General features: G+C 38.4%; 13 protein-coding genes, 5 tRNA genes and 1 riboswitch. Of the genes, 15 read left to right on the top strand and 3 right to left on the bottom strand.

Features of this window, described 5'->3' with window-relative positions:
- Positions 1-23 precede the first annotated feature (23 nt).
- From lysS to mfd, 14 genes are all read left to right on the top strand, one after another.
- A complete protein-coding gene (gene lysS / locus EL259_RS01775) occupies positions 24-1,529 on the top strand; it encodes a lysine--tRNA ligase (RefSeq protein WP_126598447.1) in 1,506 nt (501 codons plus the stop codon).
- A 60-nt stretch (positions 1,530-1,589) separates the two neighbouring features.
- Positions 1,590-2,660 (top strand): 3-deoxy-7-phosphoheptulonate synthase AroG, encoded by a 1,071-nt coding sequence (gene aroG / locus EL259_RS01770; RefSeq protein WP_126598445.1) that lies wholly within the window; start codon positions 1,590-1,592, stop codon positions 2,658-2,660.
- 59 nt (positions 2,661-2,719) lie between these two features.
- On the top strand, positions 2,720-4,732 hold the full coding sequence (gene rep, locus EL259_RS01765) for a DNA helicase Rep (protein WP_126598443.1): 2,013 nt from the start codon (positions 2,720-2,722) through the stop codon (positions 4,730-4,732).
- 140 nt (positions 4,733-4,872) lie between these two features.
- A tRNA-Ser gene (locus tag EL259_RS01760) sits at positions 4,873-4,963 on the top strand.
- Between the two features lie 12 nt (positions 4,964-4,975).
- A tRNA-Arg gene (locus EL259_RS01755) sits at positions 4,976-5,052 on the top strand.
- 24 nt (positions 5,053-5,076) lie between these two features.
- Positions 5,077-5,153 (top strand) — tRNA-Arg (locus tag EL259_RS01750).
- A gap of 23 nt (positions 5,154-5,176) precedes the next feature.
- A tRNA-Arg gene (locus EL259_RS01745) sits at positions 5,177-5,253 on the top strand.
- A gap of 23 nt (positions 5,254-5,276) precedes the next feature.
- Positions 5,277-5,353, top strand: a tRNA-Arg gene (locus EL259_RS01740).
- Positions 5,354-5,567: 214 nt separating this feature from the next.
- On the top strand, positions 5,568-6,818 hold the full coding sequence (locus EL259_RS01735) for an aromatic amino acid transporter (protein ID WP_126598441.1): 1,251 nt from the start codon (positions 5,568-5,570) through the stop codon (positions 6,816-6,818).
- 9 nt (positions 6,819-6,827) lie between these two features.
- Positions 6,828-7,598 (top strand): class I SAM-dependent methyltransferase, encoded by a 771-nt coding sequence (locus EL259_RS01730; RefSeq protein WP_126598439.1) that lies wholly within the window; start codon positions 6,828-6,830, stop codon positions 7,596-7,598.
- A 126-nt stretch (positions 7,599-7,724) separates the two neighbouring features.
- Positions 7,725-9,251, top strand: a complete 1,527-nt coding sequence (gene der / locus EL259_RS01725) for a ribosome biogenesis GTPase Der (protein WP_126598437.1) — start codon at positions 7,725-7,727, stop codon at positions 9,249-9,251.
- Between the two features lie 404 nt (positions 9,252-9,655).
- Complete coding sequence (dusB, locus tag EL259_RS01720; RefSeq protein WP_126598435.1) at positions 9,656-10,639, top strand: tRNA dihydrouridine synthase DusB; 984 nt, start codon at positions 9,656-9,658, stop codon at positions 10,637-10,639.
- On the top strand, positions 10,633-10,929 hold the full coding sequence (gene fis, locus EL259_RS01715; RefSeq protein ID WP_126598433.1) for a DNA-binding transcriptional regulator Fis: 297 nt from the start codon (positions 10,633-10,635) through the stop codon (positions 10,927-10,929). Before dusB ends, fis begins: the two co-directional genes overlap by 7 nt.
- A 125-nt stretch (positions 10,930-11,054) precedes the next feature.
- Positions 11,055-14,483: a transcription-repair coupling factor gene (mfd, locus tag EL259_RS01710; RefSeq protein WP_126598431.1), complete on the top strand. Its 3,429-nt coding sequence runs from the start codon at positions 11,055-11,057 to the stop codon at positions 14,481-14,483.
- A gap of 67 nt (positions 14,484-14,550) precedes the next feature.
- Here mfd and EL259_RS01705 read toward each other — a convergent pair whose 3' ends face one another.
- Genes EL259_RS01705 through queC form a run of 3 tightly spaced genes read right to left on the bottom strand, consistent with a single transcriptional unit; the run spans position 14,551 to position 16,296 of the window.
- On the bottom strand, positions 14,551-15,189 hold the full coding sequence (locus tag EL259_RS01705) for a 7-carboxy-7-deazaguanine synthase QueE (protein ID WP_126598429.1): 639 nt from the start codon (positions 15,187-15,189) through the stop codon (positions 14,551-14,553).
- Positions 15,189-15,617 (bottom strand): 6-carboxytetrahydropterin synthase QueD, encoded by a 429-nt coding sequence (gene queD, locus EL259_RS01700; RefSeq protein ID WP_126598427.1) that lies wholly within the window; start codon positions 15,615-15,617, stop codon positions 15,189-15,191. Before queD ends, EL259_RS01705 begins: the two co-directional genes overlap by 1 nt.
- Positions 15,618-15,627: 10 nt before the next feature.
- A complete protein-coding gene (gene queC, locus EL259_RS01695) occupies positions 15,628-16,296 on the bottom strand; it encodes a 7-cyano-7-deazaguanine synthase QueC (RefSeq protein ID WP_126598425.1) in 669 nt (222 codons plus the stop codon).
- A gap of 2 nt (positions 16,297-16,298) precedes the next feature.
- Positions 16,299-16,343: riboswitch (PreQ1 riboswitch) on the bottom strand.
- Positions 16,344-16,491: 148 nt separating this feature from the next.
- On the opposite strand from queC, the gene EL259_RS01690 reads away from it, so the two are divergent.
- Positions 16,492-16,968: a YchJ family protein gene (locus tag EL259_RS01690; protein WP_126598423.1), complete on the top strand. Its 477-nt coding sequence runs from the start codon at positions 16,492-16,494 to the stop codon at positions 16,966-16,968.
- Positions 16,969-17,106 lie beyond the last annotated feature (138 nt).

The following is a 17,106-nucleotide window of genomic DNA, read 5'->3' as shown; positions in this document are numbered from 1 at the left end:
TAATAATACATTAAGGAGTTATTATGTTTGAAGAACAAAATACAGAACTTGATTTTAATGGTGAAATGGCGGTACGCCGTGAAAAATTACAAAAATTACGCGAAAAAGGAATTCCATTCCCAAATACTTTTCGTCGCGACGCATTAGCGGCCGACTTACATAAGAAATATGATGATGTTGACAATGAAGCACTTGAAGCTGAATCAGTAAAAGTTGCTGTAGCTGGACGTATCATGATGCGTCGTGCAATGGGTAAAGCAACCTTTATCTCATTACAAGATATGAGTGGACGTATCCAACTTTATGTTGCGAAAAATAACCTTCCTGAAGGCGTATACGCAGACGATGTGAGCCAATGGGACTTAGGTGATATTGTTGGTGTTAAAGGTGAATTATTTAAAACTAAAACTGGTGAATTAACGGTTCGTGTAAGTGAAGTTCAACTTTTAACTAAAGCATTACGTCCATTACCAGATAAATTCCATGGATTAGCGGATCAAGAAGTGCGTTATCGTCAACGTTATTTAGATCTTATTTCTAATGAAGAATCACGCCGTACTTTTATTATTCGTTCTAAAGTGATCGCGGGTATGCGTGAATACTTCTTAAGCAAAGGCTTTATTGAAGTTGAAACTCCGATGTTACACGTTATTCCGGGCGGTGCGGCAGCACGTCCTTTCGTGACACACCATAACGCATTAGATATTGATATGTATCTTCGTATTGCACCAGAACTTTACTTAAAACGTCTAGTAGTCGGTGGTTTTGAACGTGTATTCGAACTTAACCGTAACTTCCGTAATGAAGGGGTATCTGTTCGTCATAATCCAGAATTTACTATGCTTGAATACTACCAAGCATACGCGGATTATCATGATTTAATGGATAATACGGAAGAATTATTACGTAAACTTGCATTAGATATTCTTGGTACAACTATCGTTCCTTACGGCGAATATGAATTCGATTTTGGTAAACCATTTGAACGTATCACTATGCATGACGCTATCGTGAAATACGGTAATGGTATTGCGAAAGAAGAACTTTACGACTTAGAAAAAGCAACTGCACGTTGTAAACAACTTGGTATTGAAGTTCAAAAATCTTGGGGCTTAGGTAGCATCGTTAATGCTATCTTTGAAGAAGTGGCAGAACATCACCTTATTCAACCAACATTCTTAATGGCACACCCAGCTGAAATTTCACCATTAGCACGTCGTAATGATGAAAACCCAGATGTTACAGATCGTTTTGAATTATTCATCGGTGGTCGCGAAATCGGTAACGGTTTCTCAGAATTAAACGATGCAGAAGACCAAGCAGAACGCTTTGATGCACAAGTTGCTGCAAAAGAAGCGGGTGATGATGAAGCGATGTTTAAAGATGATGACTTCGTAACTGCACTTGAACACGGTTTACCACCAACAGCAGGTGAAGGTCTTGGTATTGACCGTTTAGCAATGTTATATGCTAATGCGCCGTCAATCCGTGACGTGATTCTTTTCCCTGCAATGAAACAAAAAGCTTAATTAATTTAGCGGAAAATGGCTTAGCCTAAGGCTAAGCCCTTTTTTTATGGATAAAAGAAAATGCCAGAGAATCAATTACCAATAAAAGATGACAGTCGTGTCGGTAAAATTGAACAAGTTTTACCGCCAATTGCTTTATTAGAAAAATTTCCAGTTTCACCAGTTGCAGCTACAACAGTGAAGCAAGCACGCCGTGCGGCGAGTGAGATTATCCAAGGAAAATCTGATCGTTTGCTTGTCGTTATCGGTCCTTGTTCTATTCATGATCCAGAATCAGCGGTTGAATACGCAAAAAAACTTAAAACAATGCGTGATAAATACCAAGATGAATTAGAAATTATCATGCGTGTCTATTTTGAAAAACCACGCACAACGGTAGGTTGGAAGGGATTAATTAATGATCCTTATTTAAACCATACTTATGCGCTTAATGATGGTTTACAGATTGCACGTAAATTGCTAGCTGAAATTAACGATCTCGGCATGCCTACTGCAGGGGAATTTTTGGATATGATCACGCCCCAATATTTGGCAGATTTTATGAGCTGGGGTGCAATTGGCGCACGTACTACAGAATCCCAAGTCCATCGTGAATTGGCATCAGGATTGCCTTGTCCAGTAGGTTTTAAAAACTCGACAAATGGTAGTGTTAAAATCGCATTAGATGCGATTCGTGCAACTCGCTCACCACATTCTTTCTTGTCGGTTACAAAATTTGGACATTCTGCCATCATCTCAACGACAGGGAACGAAGATTGCCACATTATTTTACGCGGTGGTGAAAATGGTACAAATTATGATGCAAAATCTATCGCAACAGTCTGTGAAAAAATCCAAGAAATGAATGGGTTAGCCCATGTAATGGTCGATTTTAGTCATGCAAATAGCCAAAAAGATTTTAGAAAGCAAATGGTTGTTTGTCAGGATGTATGTCAACAAGTCAGCCAAGGATCTAAACAGATCTTTGGAGTAATGATCGAAAGCCATCTTAAAGAAGGACGTCAGGATCTCATCGAAGGACAACCTTTAACATACGGACAAAGTATTACTGATGCGTGTCTAGGTTGGGCAGATTCAGAAAATGTATTAGGCGAACTTGCTGCGGCGGTTCGAGCACGTCGCCAAAAATAAGCATAAATTCTCACGAAAAACGTGGCGTGATTCTCTTTTAAATTTAAAAGGTATGATTAATGAAATTAAATCCACAGCAACAACAGGCTGTTGAAAGTGTAGAAGGTGCGTGTCTCGTTCTTGCAGGTGCAGGATCGGGAAAAACACGTGTGATTATCAACAAAATTGCTTACCTCATTCATAAAGGTTTTTATCGTCCGCATCACATTGCTGCGGTGACATTCACGAATAAAGCCGCACGTGAAATGAAAGAAAGGGTAGCAAGTTCTATTGGTAAAGATCAAACACGTGGATTACGAATTTCTACTTTTCATACCTTAGGATTCGAGATTGTTAAACAAGAATATCGTGAATTAAATTTTAAGGCGCATATTACGTTGCTCGACGATCATGATCAATTTGCTTTATTAAAAGAATTGACCTCGGATCTGCTACAAGAGGATCGAGAAAAAGTGCGTGCCGTGATGGCTCGGATCAGTAAATGGAAAAATGATCTGATTTTGCCTAAGCAAGCCTTGGCATTAGCAACAATGCCTGATGAGCGCTTAGCGGCGACCTGTTATGCGCGCTATCAAAATCAAATTCACGCATATAATGCGTTGGATTTTGATGATCTGATCATGATGCCAACACTTTTACTAAAAAATAATGAAGAAGTCCGTATGCGTTGGCGTGATAAGATCCGTTATTTACTCGTCGATGAATATCAAGACAGTAACACCAGTCAATATATGCTAATTAAAATGTTGGTGGGAGAAAACGGGAACTTTACGGTTGTTGGCGATGATGATCAGTCTATCTATGCGTGGCGTGGTGCTGAACCACAAAATATGATGCGCCTTAATCAGGATTTTCCGAACTTACACGTTATAAAACTCGAACAAAATTATCGTTCAAGCCAACGTATTTTGCACTGTGCTAATATTCTCATTGAAAATAATGAACATATTTTTGAGAAAAAATTATTTTCTGTTCTTGGTGAAGGCGAAAAATTACAGGTTATTACCGCAAAAAATGAAGAGCATGAAGCGCAACGTATTGCAGGGGAAATCCTAACGCAACATATGCTTTATCAAATGCCTTATAAACGTTTTGCCGTATTATATCGTGGTAATCATCAATCACGCTTGTTAGAACGAATTTTTGTGCAAAACCGCATACCTTATAAAATTTCTGGCGGAACATCCTTTTTCTCTCGTCCAGAAGTCAAAGATATGATGGCATACTTGCGTTTGATCGTGAATCCCGATGATGATGCCGCTTTCTTGCGAATTGTGAATACACCAAAACGCTCAATTGGTCCCGCAACGTTAGAAACGTTAGGTTCATTAGCAAAAGAAAGACATCTTAGCTTATATGAAGCAATTTTTGATTTTGAATTAATCAATCGCTTAACCCCTCGCAATTATGATGCCTTACAGAAGTTTGCAAACTGGATCCAAGGGCTTTCTGAGAAAGCTCAACGAACCAGTCCAGAAAGTATTTTACGTAGTATGCTAGGTGATTTGCATTATGAAGAATATCTTTATGAGCAGGCGAGTAGCCCGAAAATTGCAGAAATGCAAGCTCGTAACATTGCGACACTCTTTAATTGGGTGGAAAACATGCTTACTGGTGATGGGTTAAATGACACGATGACCTTAGCGCAGGTTGTAGTTCAATTAACCTTACGTGATATGTTGGAACGTAACGCTGCCGATGAAGATGCCGATCAGGTGCAATTAATGACATTACATGCTTCGAAAGGTTTAGAATTTCCGCATGTTTTCTTGATGGGAATGGAAGAGGGTATTTTGCCACATCAAACCAGTATTGATGAAGATAATGTGGAAGAAGAACGTCGTCTTGCTTATGTGGGGATTACACGAGCAAAAGAAAAATTGACCTTCACATTATGTAAAGAACGTTCTCAATTTGGTGAAACCGTACAAACTGAACCAAGCCGTTTTTTAGCTGAATTACCGCAAGATCATATTGAATGGGAAAAAAATGTAAGCGAGCGAGATAAAAAACGTGATGAAGAAGTTGCAGCGAATGCCTTTGCAAGTATGCGCGCAATGTTGGGGAAATAAACGCAAAATGTTTCTTTTAAAAACAAAATAGAAACAGATTGATAATAATGATCTTTTTTTATGCAAACAAATGCATAAAGTAAAAAAACTATTTGACTTATTTCTATAAAACCGTATCATACGCCGCACAAACCAATTGCGGTGAGATGGCCGAGAGGCTGAAGGCGCGCCCCTGCTAAGGGCGTATAGGGCAAAACTCTATCGAGGGTTCGAATCCCTCTCTCACCGCCATTTTTTTATTACGCACCCATAGCTCAATTGGATAGAGTACTCGGCTACGAACCGAGCGGTTAGAGGTTCGACTCCTCTTGGGTGCGCCATTTAAAAATTGGTTTTAATGATACGCACCCATAGCTCAATTGGATAGAGTACTCGGCTACGAACCGAGCGGTTAGAGGTTCGACTCCTCTTGGGTGCGCCATTTCAAAATAGATTTTATGATACGCACCCATAGCTCAATTGGATAGAGTACTCGGCTACGAACCGAGCGGTTAGAGGTTCGACTCCTCTTGGGTGCGCCATTTCAAAATAGATTTTATGATACGTACCCATAGCTCAATTGGATAGAGTACTCGGCTACGAACCGAGCGGTTAGAGGTTCGACTCCTCTTGGGTGCGCCATTTCAGATTCCGCATTGCACTTCTTAATTCCTTAGATTCCTATATAGTAAAGAATTTAATATTTTACCTTCTAATTAACATTTTAAACCTTTTAAAGATATAAATTTACTCCTTTTAAGTATTATTTTATCTAATTAAAGAGCCAAAAAAGATTGTTTTTTATAATTGTACTAGTAAACTAGTACAAAGTAATAAACAATAGGGTAGGTAGTAAATGAACAAAGATACTCGCAAACCGTCATTATTAGGCGGAATAATGATCATCACGGGAACAACTGTTGGTGCAGGAATGTTGGCAAATCCTACTTCAATGGCAGGTGTTTGGTTTATTGGATCAGTAATTTTACTTGTTTATACCTGGTTTTGTATGATGACATCGGGATTAATGATCCTTGAGGCGAATCTTCATTATCCCAAGGGGGCGAGTTTTCCTACTATTGTAAAAGATCTATTAGGGGATCATTGGAATTGGATTACGGGACTCTCGATTGCCTTTGTTCTTTATATTTTAACCTATGCTTATGTGACCTCAGGTGGAGGAATGACGCAAGCATTATTACAGCATCTTTTTCCTACGTTACCCATACCACGGAGTATAGGCTCCCTTATTTTTTGTTTTGGACTCGGGTTTTTTGTTTGGATATCTACCAAAGCAGTGGATAGGTTTAATGTCATTTTGCTAGGTGGGATGGTGATAGCCTTTTTATATTCAAGTTTAGGTTTGATCGCATCGGCGAAAGCAACGATTTTATTTAATACCTTATCGCCAGCGAACGAACATTATTACCCCTATATTCTTGGTGCATTACCTGTATGTTTAGTATCTTTTGGATTTCATGGCAATGTACCGAGTTTGGTGAAGTATTATCGTCGAGATGGAAAGCGCGTAGCGAAGGTTATTTTTTTAGGAACAGGGCTTTCGTTAGTGATTTATTTGTTATGGCAATTAGCAGTACAGGGTAACTTGCCACGTGCTGATTTTGCACCTGTTATTGCGAAAAATGGTGATATTCATGCATTATTAACCGCACTTTCAAACATGATTAAGGTCGAAACGCTAACTATTGCTTTACGTTTTTTTGCTTATATGGCGATTGCTAGCTCATTTTTAGGCGTAACACTAGGGCTTTTTGATTATATTAGCGACTTGTTTAAATTATCTGATAATACTAAGCGTGAACGCATTAAGATTTGTATGATAAGTTTCTTGCCACCGCTTATTCTGAGTCTATTATTTCCATACGGATTTGTCATGGCGATTGGATATGCTGGGCTGGCTGCAACGGTGTGGACAGGGATTGTACCTGCGCTATTGGTTAAAGCAGCACGTAAGAAATTTAATCCGCCACGTTACCAAGTGTATGGTGGTAATTTTATTATTTATTTTATTATTGTTTTCGCTATGCTAAATATTTTTGCACAAATTGCGCAACAGTTTCACCTTTTGCCGATTTTTACAGGATAAGGAAGACCCATGCAACAAAAATCAGTTTATGACGAAGAAGAATTTTTTAAGCTATACCAAAAATTACGCCAAAATCCGCACAGTTTGAATGAAATCGTTGAAAAGAAAACGATGTTAGAAATGGTACCTAACCTTACAAATAAACGTGTCTTAGACTTAGGTTGTGGCATGGGAGAACATTTAGCCCTTTATTTGAAAAATGGTGCGGATTTTTTAGCAGGCGTAGATTTATCTGAGGCTATGTTGAGTGTAGCGCAAGAAAATTTACATAAATTTTGTGGAAAATCGGGGCGTGATGAAAAAGAAACGTTTTCGTTAAATCAGTGTCCGATGGAAAAATTTGATGAATTACATTTACCGCTGATGGATGTTATCACTAGCTCATTTGCTTTCCATTACATTGCCAATTTTCCTGATTTATTAAAGAAAATTACGCAACAATTGAAAACAGGAGGAACACTAGTCTTTTCTCAAGAGCACCCAATCGTTACATGTCATAAAGATGGGGATCGTTGGCAAAAAGATGAACAGAAACGCCCGCTTGCTTATCGTTTAAATTATTATCGTGAAGAAGGGGAGCGCGACAGAAATTGGTTTAAAAAACCGTTTAAAACCTATCATCGTACAGTTTCTACCATTATTAATGACTTAATTTCTGCAGGGTTTACGATAGAAGAAATGCGTGAGCCGATGTTGCAAAATGAGCCTGAATGGCAAGAAAATTTCAAAGATCTTGCTCATCGTCCCGTGCTTTTATTTGTGAAAGCACGCAAAAATTAAGTTTTACCTCTAGTTTTTACTTAAATTTAGACAATATCATGATCTTTTTTGGATAGATAGGGGAACTTTCCGCTATAATGAACCATTTATCCATTATATTTAATGAATTTTATTAATGAGGTTTCTATGAATATGCCTGTGGTGGCGCTAGTTGGGCGTCCAAATGTAGGGAAATCAACCCTGTTCAATCGCTTAACGCGCACACGTGATGCGTTAGTCGCGGATTTCCCAGGTTTAACACGTGATCGTAAATATGGTCACGCAAATGTAAATGGTTATGACTTTCTCGTGATTGATACTGGTGGTATTGATGGGAGCGAAGAAGGTGTTGAAGAAAAAATGGCTGAACAATCTCTCCAAGCGATTGAAGAAGCAGATATTGTATTGTTCCTTGTTGACGCGCGTGCGGGGCTAATGCCAGCTGATATTGGTATCGCCCAATATTTACGTCAACGCCAAAATAAAACTACCATTCTTGTTGCAAATAAAATTGATGGGATTGATGCTGATTCTCATTGTGCTGAATTTTATGCATTAGGATTGGGGGAAATGGCACAGATCGCAGCGAGCCAAGGGCGTGGTGTAAATAATTTAATTGAAAATTTATTAGCCCCATTAGCTGAAAAAAATGACACATCTGAAGAGTCATCCGAGGAAAACGAAGAAAATATTGATCAGGCAGAACAAGATGAATGGTCAAAAGATTTTGACGTTGAAAACGAAGCCGATGCAGAAATGCTTGATGAAGCCCTTGAAGCGGAACAAGAAGAGCAAGATAAAAATATTAAAATTGCGATTGTTGGACGTCCAAATGTGGGTAAATCGACATTAACTAACCGCATTCTCGGGGAAGATCGTGTTGTGGTATACGATATGCCAGGTACAACACGTGACAGTATCTATATTCCGATGGAGCGTGATGGTCAAGCCTATACCTTAATTGATACAGCTGGTGTGCGTAAACGTGGTAAAGTACACTTAGCTGTTGAAAAATTCTCTGTAATTAAAACCCTTCAAGCGATTCAAGACGCAAACGTGGTGTTATTAACAATTGATGCTCGGGAAGGGATCTCGGATCAAGATCTTTCTTTACTCGGTTTTATTCTAAATGCGGGTAAATCATTAGTAATCGTGGTCAATAAATGGGATGGGCTAGATCAAGATATTAAAGATCAAGTGAAATCTGAACTTGATCGTCGTCTTGGTTTCTTAGATTTTGCTCGTGTGCATTTTATTTCTGCATTGCATGGAAGTGGCGTAGGTAACTTGTTTGGTTCAATCAAAGAAGCTTATGCATGCGCAACTCAAAAAATGACAACTTCTATGCTCACACGTATTTTGCAGATGGCAACTGAAGAACATCAGCCACCACTTGCAAATGGTCGTCGCATTAAACTTAAATACGCTCACCCAGGTGGTTATAATCCACCAATTATTGTGATTCACGGTAACCAAATGGATAAATTGCCTGAAAGCTATAAACGTTATCTTTCAAATTATTTCCGTAAAAGTTTGAAAGTTATTGGTACACCAATTCGTTTATTATTCCAAGAAGGTGATAATCCATTTGCAGGTCGTCGTAATAAATTAACACCAACGCAATTGCGTAAGCGTAAGCGTTTGATGAAATTTATTAAGAAAAATAAACGATAACAAAAAGTTAACATTTTAGAAATTAAACAAATCCCTGATTTTTATAGGTGTTTTTATAGGAATCAGGGGTTTGTACATAAATAAGCAAAATAGACTAATAAGTAGTCTATAGTAGTTTACTTTTAGGAAACTTTAGAAATAGAAAAGTGAGGAATTAAAATTTATTTTGAGAAGTAATGTAAACTAATTATTTGTAGTTAAATTAGAGGTAAAGTTTATAAATTTACACGATTTTAACAAAAAATAAACAAGATTTTAAAAAAAAATCCTGTTTGTCTAAATAATATGCTTTGCAAATTGTCTAAAAATGCGTATTATAACGGGCCTTGCCGTTAGGCTAAAATACGACGAAATAGCAACCCTTATGAGGTTGCTATTCTTCTTCTTAAATAGGGGGAAATGAAATGCGAATTGGTTGTTATCAATTACGGAATCCTGTTTTTTTAGCACCAATGGCAGGCATTACAGATCAACCTTTTCGACAATTGTGTAGTGAGTTTGGAGCTGGATTAACATTTTCAGAAATGATGTCTAGCAACCCTCAAGTTTGGCACACAGAAAAGTCGAGGTTAAGATTAGCCCGTGTCACGGATTCAGAGATTAATGCCGTGCAGATTGCTGGTAGTGATCCTGAGGAAATGGCACAAGCTGCACAAGTAAATGTGCAATATGGTGCAGATCTAATTGATATTAATATGGGGTGTCCTGCTAAAAAGGTTAATCGCAAGTTAGCAGGTTCTGCATTATTGCAGTATCCCAAATTGGTGGAAGAGATTTTGCACGCTGTCGTTAAGGCAGTAGATGTCCCAGTTACGTTAAAAATACGTACAGGGTGGAATAAAGACAATCAGAATTGCGTGGAAATTGCCAAGATTGCCGAGCAAGCGGGAATTAGTGCTTTAACTATTCATGGACGAACAAGAGCTTGTTTATTTAATGGGCATGCGGAGTACGAGAATATTAAAGCGGTAAAATCGCAAGTGAGTATGCCAGTTATTGCTAATGGCGATATACAAACTGCAGAGCAAGCGTTAGCCGTGTTAGATTATACGCAAGCTGATGGTGTAATGATCGGTCGAGCAGCCTTAGGAAATCCTTGGATTTTCCAAGAAGTTGTTGCAAAGCTGACTCATGGCGAAACGATAAAGGCGTTAGACTTAGAACAAAAATTTGCAGTGGTATATCGGCATATTAAAGATCTTCATCAGTTTTATGGTGAAGCGAAAGGATATCGCATAGCACGTAAACACGTTGCTTGGTATTTAAATGGCCTTGTACCCGATACTGATTTTAAGCATAGCTTTAATGCAATCGAAAGTGCTGCGGAGCAACTAGATGCATTAGAAAATTTTTTTACATTACAAATTTTGGAAAAGAAACGATGGTAGAACAACGTAATCCAACTGAAGCATTAACAACTTCAGTGTTAAATTCTCAATCACAAGTAACTCAAAAACCATTACGCGATTCTGTAAAAATTGCGGTTAAAAACTATCTAGCACAATTAGATGGTCAAGATGTAGATGATCTTTACGAATTAGTATTATCTGAAGTTGAACATCCAATGTTAGATATGATTATGCAATATACTCGTGGTAACCAAACTCGTGCAGCAAACATGCTTGGTATCAACCGCGGTACATTACGTAAAAAATTAAAAAAATACGGAATGGGTTGATTTTAAACCAGTTTCTTGACAGCGCACTGTGTAAACAGTGCGTTTTTTTATGTCTATTATTAAGACATTCCGTGAATAGTGCTAAAATGATTCATCATGTTGGACTTACGATAAGATTAAAAAAGATGAATTATTTTAAATTCCCTCTCCCTCAAACAGCTGCTGATCATAAAATTCTTGGAAATGCCTTACGTGGTGCAGACAGTTTTGCTATTGCGACAGCTAGCCAAACCCACCAAGGTGTGATTTGTGTTGTTACGCCTGATACTCAAACCGCAATTCAATTACAGAAGGTTCTTGAAACTCTGGTTACGACACCGATTGTTTTATTTCCAGATTGGGAAACGCTTCCGTATGATAATTTTAGTCCACATCAAGATATTATCTCGCATCGCTTAAGTGCATTATATTTTTTGCGTACGGCAAAAGCAGGGATTTTTATTCTACCGATTAATACGCTAATGCAACGTCTAGCACCGCCAGAATTTTTGCAACAAAACGTATTCTTAGTCAAAAAAGGCGAGCAACTAGATTTTACGAAACTATGCCAACAACTCGCCAAAGCAGGCTATCGTGCAGTTGATCAAGTGTTATCACACGGGGAATATGCATTACGTGGTGGCTTACTCGATCTTTTTCCAATGGGAAGCGACGTACCATATCGTTTAGATTTTTTTGATGATGAAGTGGATTCTATTCGGATTTTTGATGTAGATAGTCAGCGGACTTCTCAAGAAATTGATGAAATTCGCCTTTTACCCGCACATGAGTTCCCAATTAACGATCAAGGCATTGAGACTTTTCGCCTCAATTTTCGCCAAAATTTTCCTGAAATTCGCCGTGATCCTGAGCATATCTATCAACAGGTCAGCAAAGGGACATTAGTTGCTGGGATAGAATATTGGCAACCGTTATTCTTCGATCATATGGCAAGCTTTTTTGATTATTTACCAGCGAATACCTTATTTATCAACTGGATGGATAATCAAGAAAAAGGGGAACTCTTTTACCAAGACGCGGAAAAACGTTACGAAAGTCGTCGTGTGGATCCGATGCGACCATTATTGCCACCTTCTGTGCTATGGCTTTCAATGGAAACGATCAATAAGCAGTTAAAACAGTATCCTGTCTTAAGTTTCAAACAAGAAAAAGTGCTGCGCCAAAGCGTTAAGCAACAGAATTTACCTGTTGCGACTGTTCCTGATATTACGCTACAAGCTCAATCTAAACAGCCGCTGCGTGAACTTTCTGATTTCTTAGATAATTTTAAAGGACGAGTAGTATTTATCGCAGAAAGTGCAGGGCGTCGTGAAACACTTTTAGAACTATTAGCACCTTTAAAATTAGGTTTAAAACAAATCACGGATTTAGAAAAACTTACTGAGAAATATTCACTTTGGATAAGTCCGCTTGAATATAGCTTTATTATTGAAAATGATGAACCGATAGCTTTTATTTGTGAAAGTGCCTTACTTGGTGCAAAAGTGCAAAATCGTCACCGCAAAAGTATGTCGGTTAATCCAGATACGCTAATTCGAAATCTGGCTGAGTTAAAGATCGGTCAACCTGTGGTGCATTTAGAACAGGGAATTGGGCGTTATCAAGGACTTGTTTTTATGGAAAATGGGGGAATTTCCTCTGAATTTTTAATGTTGGAATATGCTAATAATGCCAAACTGTATGTGCCTGTTGCCAATCTCCATTTAATTAGCCGTTATGTTGGTGGTAATGAAGAACATGCGCCATTACATAAATTGGGAAGTGATAACTGGGCAAAAGCCAGAGCGAAAGCGATTGAGAAAATTCGAGATGTTGCTGCAGAACTTTTGGATGTCTATGCACAACGTGAATTGAAAAAAGGTTTTGCGTTTGAATATGATCGTGAGGCTTTCCAACAATTTTCTGCAAGTTTCCCTTTTGAGGAAACCGATGATCAAAAACGTGCGATCGATGCTGTCATCAGTGATATGGCACAAGCTAAAGCTATGGATCGTTTGATCTGTGGGGATGTGGGGTTCGGTAAGACGGAAGTTGCAATTCGGGCTGCCTTTTTAGCGGTGATGAATCACAAACAAGTTGCAGTGCTTGTGCCAACAACCTTATTAGCCAAACAGCATTATGAAACGTTCCGTGATCGTTTTGCGGATCTGCCAATTAATGTCGCAATGTTATCACGATTTAATTCAGGCAAAGCTGAAAAACAAATTCTAGCGGATCTGGCAGAGGGTAAGGTCGATATTTTGGTGGGGACACATAAAGTCCTGCAAGAAGACGTGAAATTTAAAGATCTTGGTTTATTGATTATTGATGAAGAGCATCGATTCGGTGTACGCCAAAAAGAAACGATTAAAGCGTTGCGAGCGAATGTTGATATTTTAACGCTTACCGCCACGCCAATTCCACGGACGTTGAATATGGCGATGAATGGGATTCGTGATTTATCTATCATCTCCACGCCACCCGCACGCCGTTTAACCGTGAAAACCTTTGTTCGTGAAAAGGACGATAATCTTATCCGTGAGGCAATTTTGCGTGAAATTATGCGTGGTGGGCAAGTTTATTATTTACATAATGATGTTGCAAGTATTGAAAATTGTGCCGAAGAAGTCGCAAAACTGGTGCCAGAAGCACGAGTTATAGTCGGACATGGACAAATGCATAAACGTGAATTAGAGCGCGTGATGACGGATTTCCATCATCAACGCTTTAATGTATTAGTTTGTTCAACCATCATTGAAACAGGAATCGATATTCCAACAGCGAATACGATTATTATCGAACGTGCGGATAAATTCGGTTTAGCACAATTGCATCAATTACGTGGGCGAGTCGGCCGTTCTCATCATCAAGCTTATGCTTACATGCTCACGCCTCCGCCTAAATTAATGAGTACGGATGCACGTAAACGTTTAGAAGCACTAGAAAGCCTTGATACGCTCGGTGCAGGGTTCTTATTAGCCACACAAGATTTAGAAATTCGTGGAGCAGGGGAATTACTTGGCGATGAGCAAAGCGGACAAATTGAAAGTATCGGTTTTGGTCTTTATATGGATCTGCTCGAAAATGCGGTGAAAGCGTTACAAAGTGGGAAAGAACCGACATTAAATGAATTAACAGGTAACCAAAGTGAAATTGATTTAGGTATGCCTGCCTTAATTCCTAAAGAATATTTAGGTGATGTAAATATGCGGTTATCTTTCTATAAACGGATTGCGAGTGCCGAAAGTGCTGCAGAACTTGATGAACTAAAAGTTGAATTGATCGATCGTTTTGGATTATTGCCAGAACCTGTGAAGAACTTATTCAATATTGCTTTATTGCGTTTGCAAAGTAAGGACATGGGGATTAAACGGATTCAGATGAATGATAAAGGCGGTTTTATTGAGTTTTATCCGAATGCTGATCTTGATCCGATGAAGTTCCTTGCACTGATTCAGCAAGACCCTAAAGTATATCGATTTGATGGGCAAACAAAATTCCGCTTTACGCAAGATTTGGAAAATCGGGAGGCCCGTTTGCGGTTTATGCAAGATCTCCTCGCTGCACTCAAATAGTACATAAATTTTGGGGAAAATTGAGGCGTGTTTGTAAAGAAAAAGGACGGTTTCCCGTCCTTTGTTATTATTCAATGCCGACTAATTTATGAGTTTGTAAACTCAAAAGCCACGGCATTTCAGAATGGTTTTGATTGAGTTTGCCGAGATAATTTAATGTTTGATGTAAATTCATTTCACCCTCGTTATCGCAAGGGGAAAGGAAATAAAAACGTGCAGGAATATTGGCACGAATAAATTCACAAAATTGCACAAATTTCTCTGGGTTATCTTTATCATCCACCACGATACGCACTTCATCAGCATGCGAAAGACATTGTTTTGCATACATTTTTGCATATTGTGCTTTTGGGCTTGTGGCAATGTAATCAATTTCAGCGGGAACTTCCTGTAAACCATTGGTTTCAATGGCAAGAAAGTAGCCACGTTTTTTAAGAGCCTGTAAGATAATGTCAATGTTTGGTACAACGGCAGGTTCACCACCCGTTACGATAATATTTTTAGCATTAAACGCCTCAATTTTCGTTAAAATTTCTGACATTGTCATGCTTTGATATTCTTCGTATGGCGTATCACACCAGGTGCAACGGAGATTACACTTGCCAAAACGTAAGAAAATTGCAGGCATACCACAATTTGCACCTTCGCCTTGTAAGCTCTCAAAGATCTCTACGATCGCATAGCTTGGATCCACTAAATTTTGCATTAATCCTCACGATATTCACAAAAAGAAGTTGGGGTTTCCCAAAGACGAATCGCACTAATCGGAAGTTGGCTATGTTGTTTTAATTGGGTAAACATAAAATGGGCCATATTTTCTGCTGTACTGCGACACGGAAGGGCAAATGTTTTTGAATTGAGCTCTTGAAGTAAGCGTGCAATTTTTTGCTCACGTTCGCTGTTTTCATCATAAATGAATGCATGATCCATATGATCGAGCAATAAACCTTTTACAACCGTTTTCACTTCGCTAAAATCTGCGACCATACCTGATTTTGGTCCATCTTGTACCAGATTACCGCTTAATTCGACTTGCAATTTATAAGTGTGACCGTGTAGATTTTTGCATTTACCATCATGACCATCTAAAAGATGAGCCATATCAAAACTAAATTCTTTACTAATTCTAAACATCAATCATTCCTTATTTTTTACTTGCAAGATATTCTGCTAAGCCTTTTTCACGTAATTTACAACTTGGGCATTCACCACAACCACCCTCAACACCCATATAGCAGGTATGAGTGTGATGGCGAACGTAGTCTAGTTGTCCCAGTTCATCTGCCATTTGCCAAGTTTGCGCTTTAGTTAAGTACATTAGTGGGGTGATAATGCGAAAATCATATGCCATCGCAAGATTTAATGTCACATTCATTGATTTAATAAACACATCACGACAATCTGGATAGCCACTAAAATCGGTTTCACACACGCCCGTAATGATGTCGCTAATGCCTTGCCCTTTTGCATAGATTGCCGCATAGAGTAAGAATAACGCATTACGTCCATCAACAAAGGTATTCGGTAAACCATTATCGCCTGTTTTGATTTCTTGTTCGCTCATTAAAGCGTTATGGGTAATGGCTTTCATTAAACTGGTATCGATAAACGTTTGTTTTACCCCAAGATCTTGAGCAATCCATTTGGCTTTTTCAAGTTCAATCGCATGACGTTGACCATAGGCAAAAGTCACGGTTTCGACATTTTCAACACCATAATCAGCAATCGCTTGTAATAAACAGGTGGTGGAGTCTTGTCCGCCAGAAAAAATGACTAATGCTTTACGATTATGGTTTGGATTTAAAAAATTCATATATTTTCCTAGTTTTTTAAAGTGGGAGGGTTGCGAACCACACGGTTAAAGAAAAGTATTGTAGACGGATAAAAATAAATTACTACAAAAAAATCGTAAGAAGTGGCATTATTGATACACTTAATTGGTATAATTTTTTATCACGACGATATGTAAGAGATATCGTTATTTTTTGATAGTTCTGTGAGGAGTATTATGGGCGAAGCATGTCCCTGTCAGTCGGGAAAAACCTACCAAGATTGTTGCCAACCTTATCATCTAGGCGAAGATGCGCCAGATGCCGAAAGCTTAATGCGTTCCCGTTATAGTGCCTTTGTTTTAGGGAATATTGATTATATTGTAAAAACCACCTTTCCACGTCAACAATCTGCAATGGATATCGCAGCGCTAAAAAAATGGGCGCAAGAAAAGCAATGGCAAGGGCTTTGTGTGTTAAAAGTGCAAGACGAATTTGCTAAAAATAAAAGTAGTGTCGAATTTGAAGCTTATTTTGCACAAGACGGTGTTGATGAAATTCATCACGAAAAATCATTATTTATTCATCAAAATGGACGTATTTATTTTCTTGATCCTACATTAAATCTCCCTGCTGAGAAATCCCCTTGCGTTTGTGGAAGTGGACGCAAATTTAAACTTTGTTGTGGAAAGTTACTGCGTGAGTTTTATTCATAATTAGCAGATTTTTATTATGTAAATTATACAATACATAGAATGAACTACTTCGAGAAGGTAATTATTTTTATGTATTGTTTTTTTTTTGTTCAATGAGTATATAATGCCTCTTTCTAATTAGTTAAAAATAGAGGTAAA

The sequence above is a fragment of the Actinobacillus delphinicola genome, from assembly GCF_900638385.1.
GTDB lineage: Bacteria > Pseudomonadota > Gammaproteobacteria > Enterobacterales > Pasteurellaceae > Actinobacillus_C > Actinobacillus_C delphinicola.
The sequence above is the reverse complement of the archived record's forward strand: the minus strand, read 5'-3'. Positions and strand labels throughout refer to the sequence as shown.

Excerpts from the sequence above, each read along its gene's own strand:
- rep (WP_126598443.1), top strand. The coding sequence starts at position 2,720 with ATGAAATTAAATCCACAGCAACAACAGGCTGTTGAAAGTGTAGAAGGT.
- mfd (WP_126598431.1), top strand. The coding sequence starts at position 11,055 with ATGAATTATTTTAAATTCCCTCTCCCTCAAACAGCTGCTGATCATAAA.
- queD (WP_126598427.1), bottom strand. The coding sequence starts at position 15,617 with ATGTTTAGAATTAGTAAAGAATTTAGTTTTGATATGGCTCATCTTTTA.
- EL259_RS01690 (WP_126598423.1), top strand. The coding sequence starts at position 16,492 with ATGGGCGAAGCATGTCCCTGTCAGTCGGGAAAAACCTACCAAGATTGT.
- fis (WP_126598433.1), top strand. The coding sequence starts at position 10,633 with ATGGTAGAACAACGTAATCCAACTGAAGCATTAACAACTTCAGTGTTA.
- EL259_RS01705 (WP_126598429.1), bottom strand. The coding sequence starts at position 15,189 with ATGCAAAATTTAGTGGATCCAAGCTATGCGATCGTAGAGATCTTTGAG.
- dusB (WP_126598435.1), top strand. The coding sequence starts at position 9,656 with ATGCGAATTGGTTGTTATCAATTACGGAATCCTGTTTTTTTAGCACCA.
- aroG (WP_126598445.1), top strand. The coding sequence starts at position 1,590 with ATGCCAGAGAATCAATTACCAATAAAAGATGACAGTCGTGTCGGTAAA.
- lysS (WP_126598447.1), top strand. The coding sequence starts at position 24 with ATGTTTGAAGAACAAAATACAGAACTTGATTTTAATGGTGAAATGGCG.
- queC (WP_126598425.1), bottom strand. The coding sequence starts at position 16,296 with ATGAATTTTTTAAATCCAAACCATAATCGTAAAGCATTAGTCATTTTT.
- der (WP_126598437.1), top strand. The coding sequence starts at position 7,725 with ATGAATATGCCTGTGGTGGCGCTAGTTGGGCGTCCAAATGTAGGGAAA.
- EL259_RS01730 (WP_126598439.1), top strand. The coding sequence starts at position 6,828 with ATGCAACAAAAATCAGTTTATGACGAAGAAGAATTTTTTAAGCTATAC.
- EL259_RS01735 (WP_126598441.1), top strand. The coding sequence starts at position 5,568 with ATGAACAAAGATACTCGCAAACCGTCATTATTAGGCGGAATAATGATC.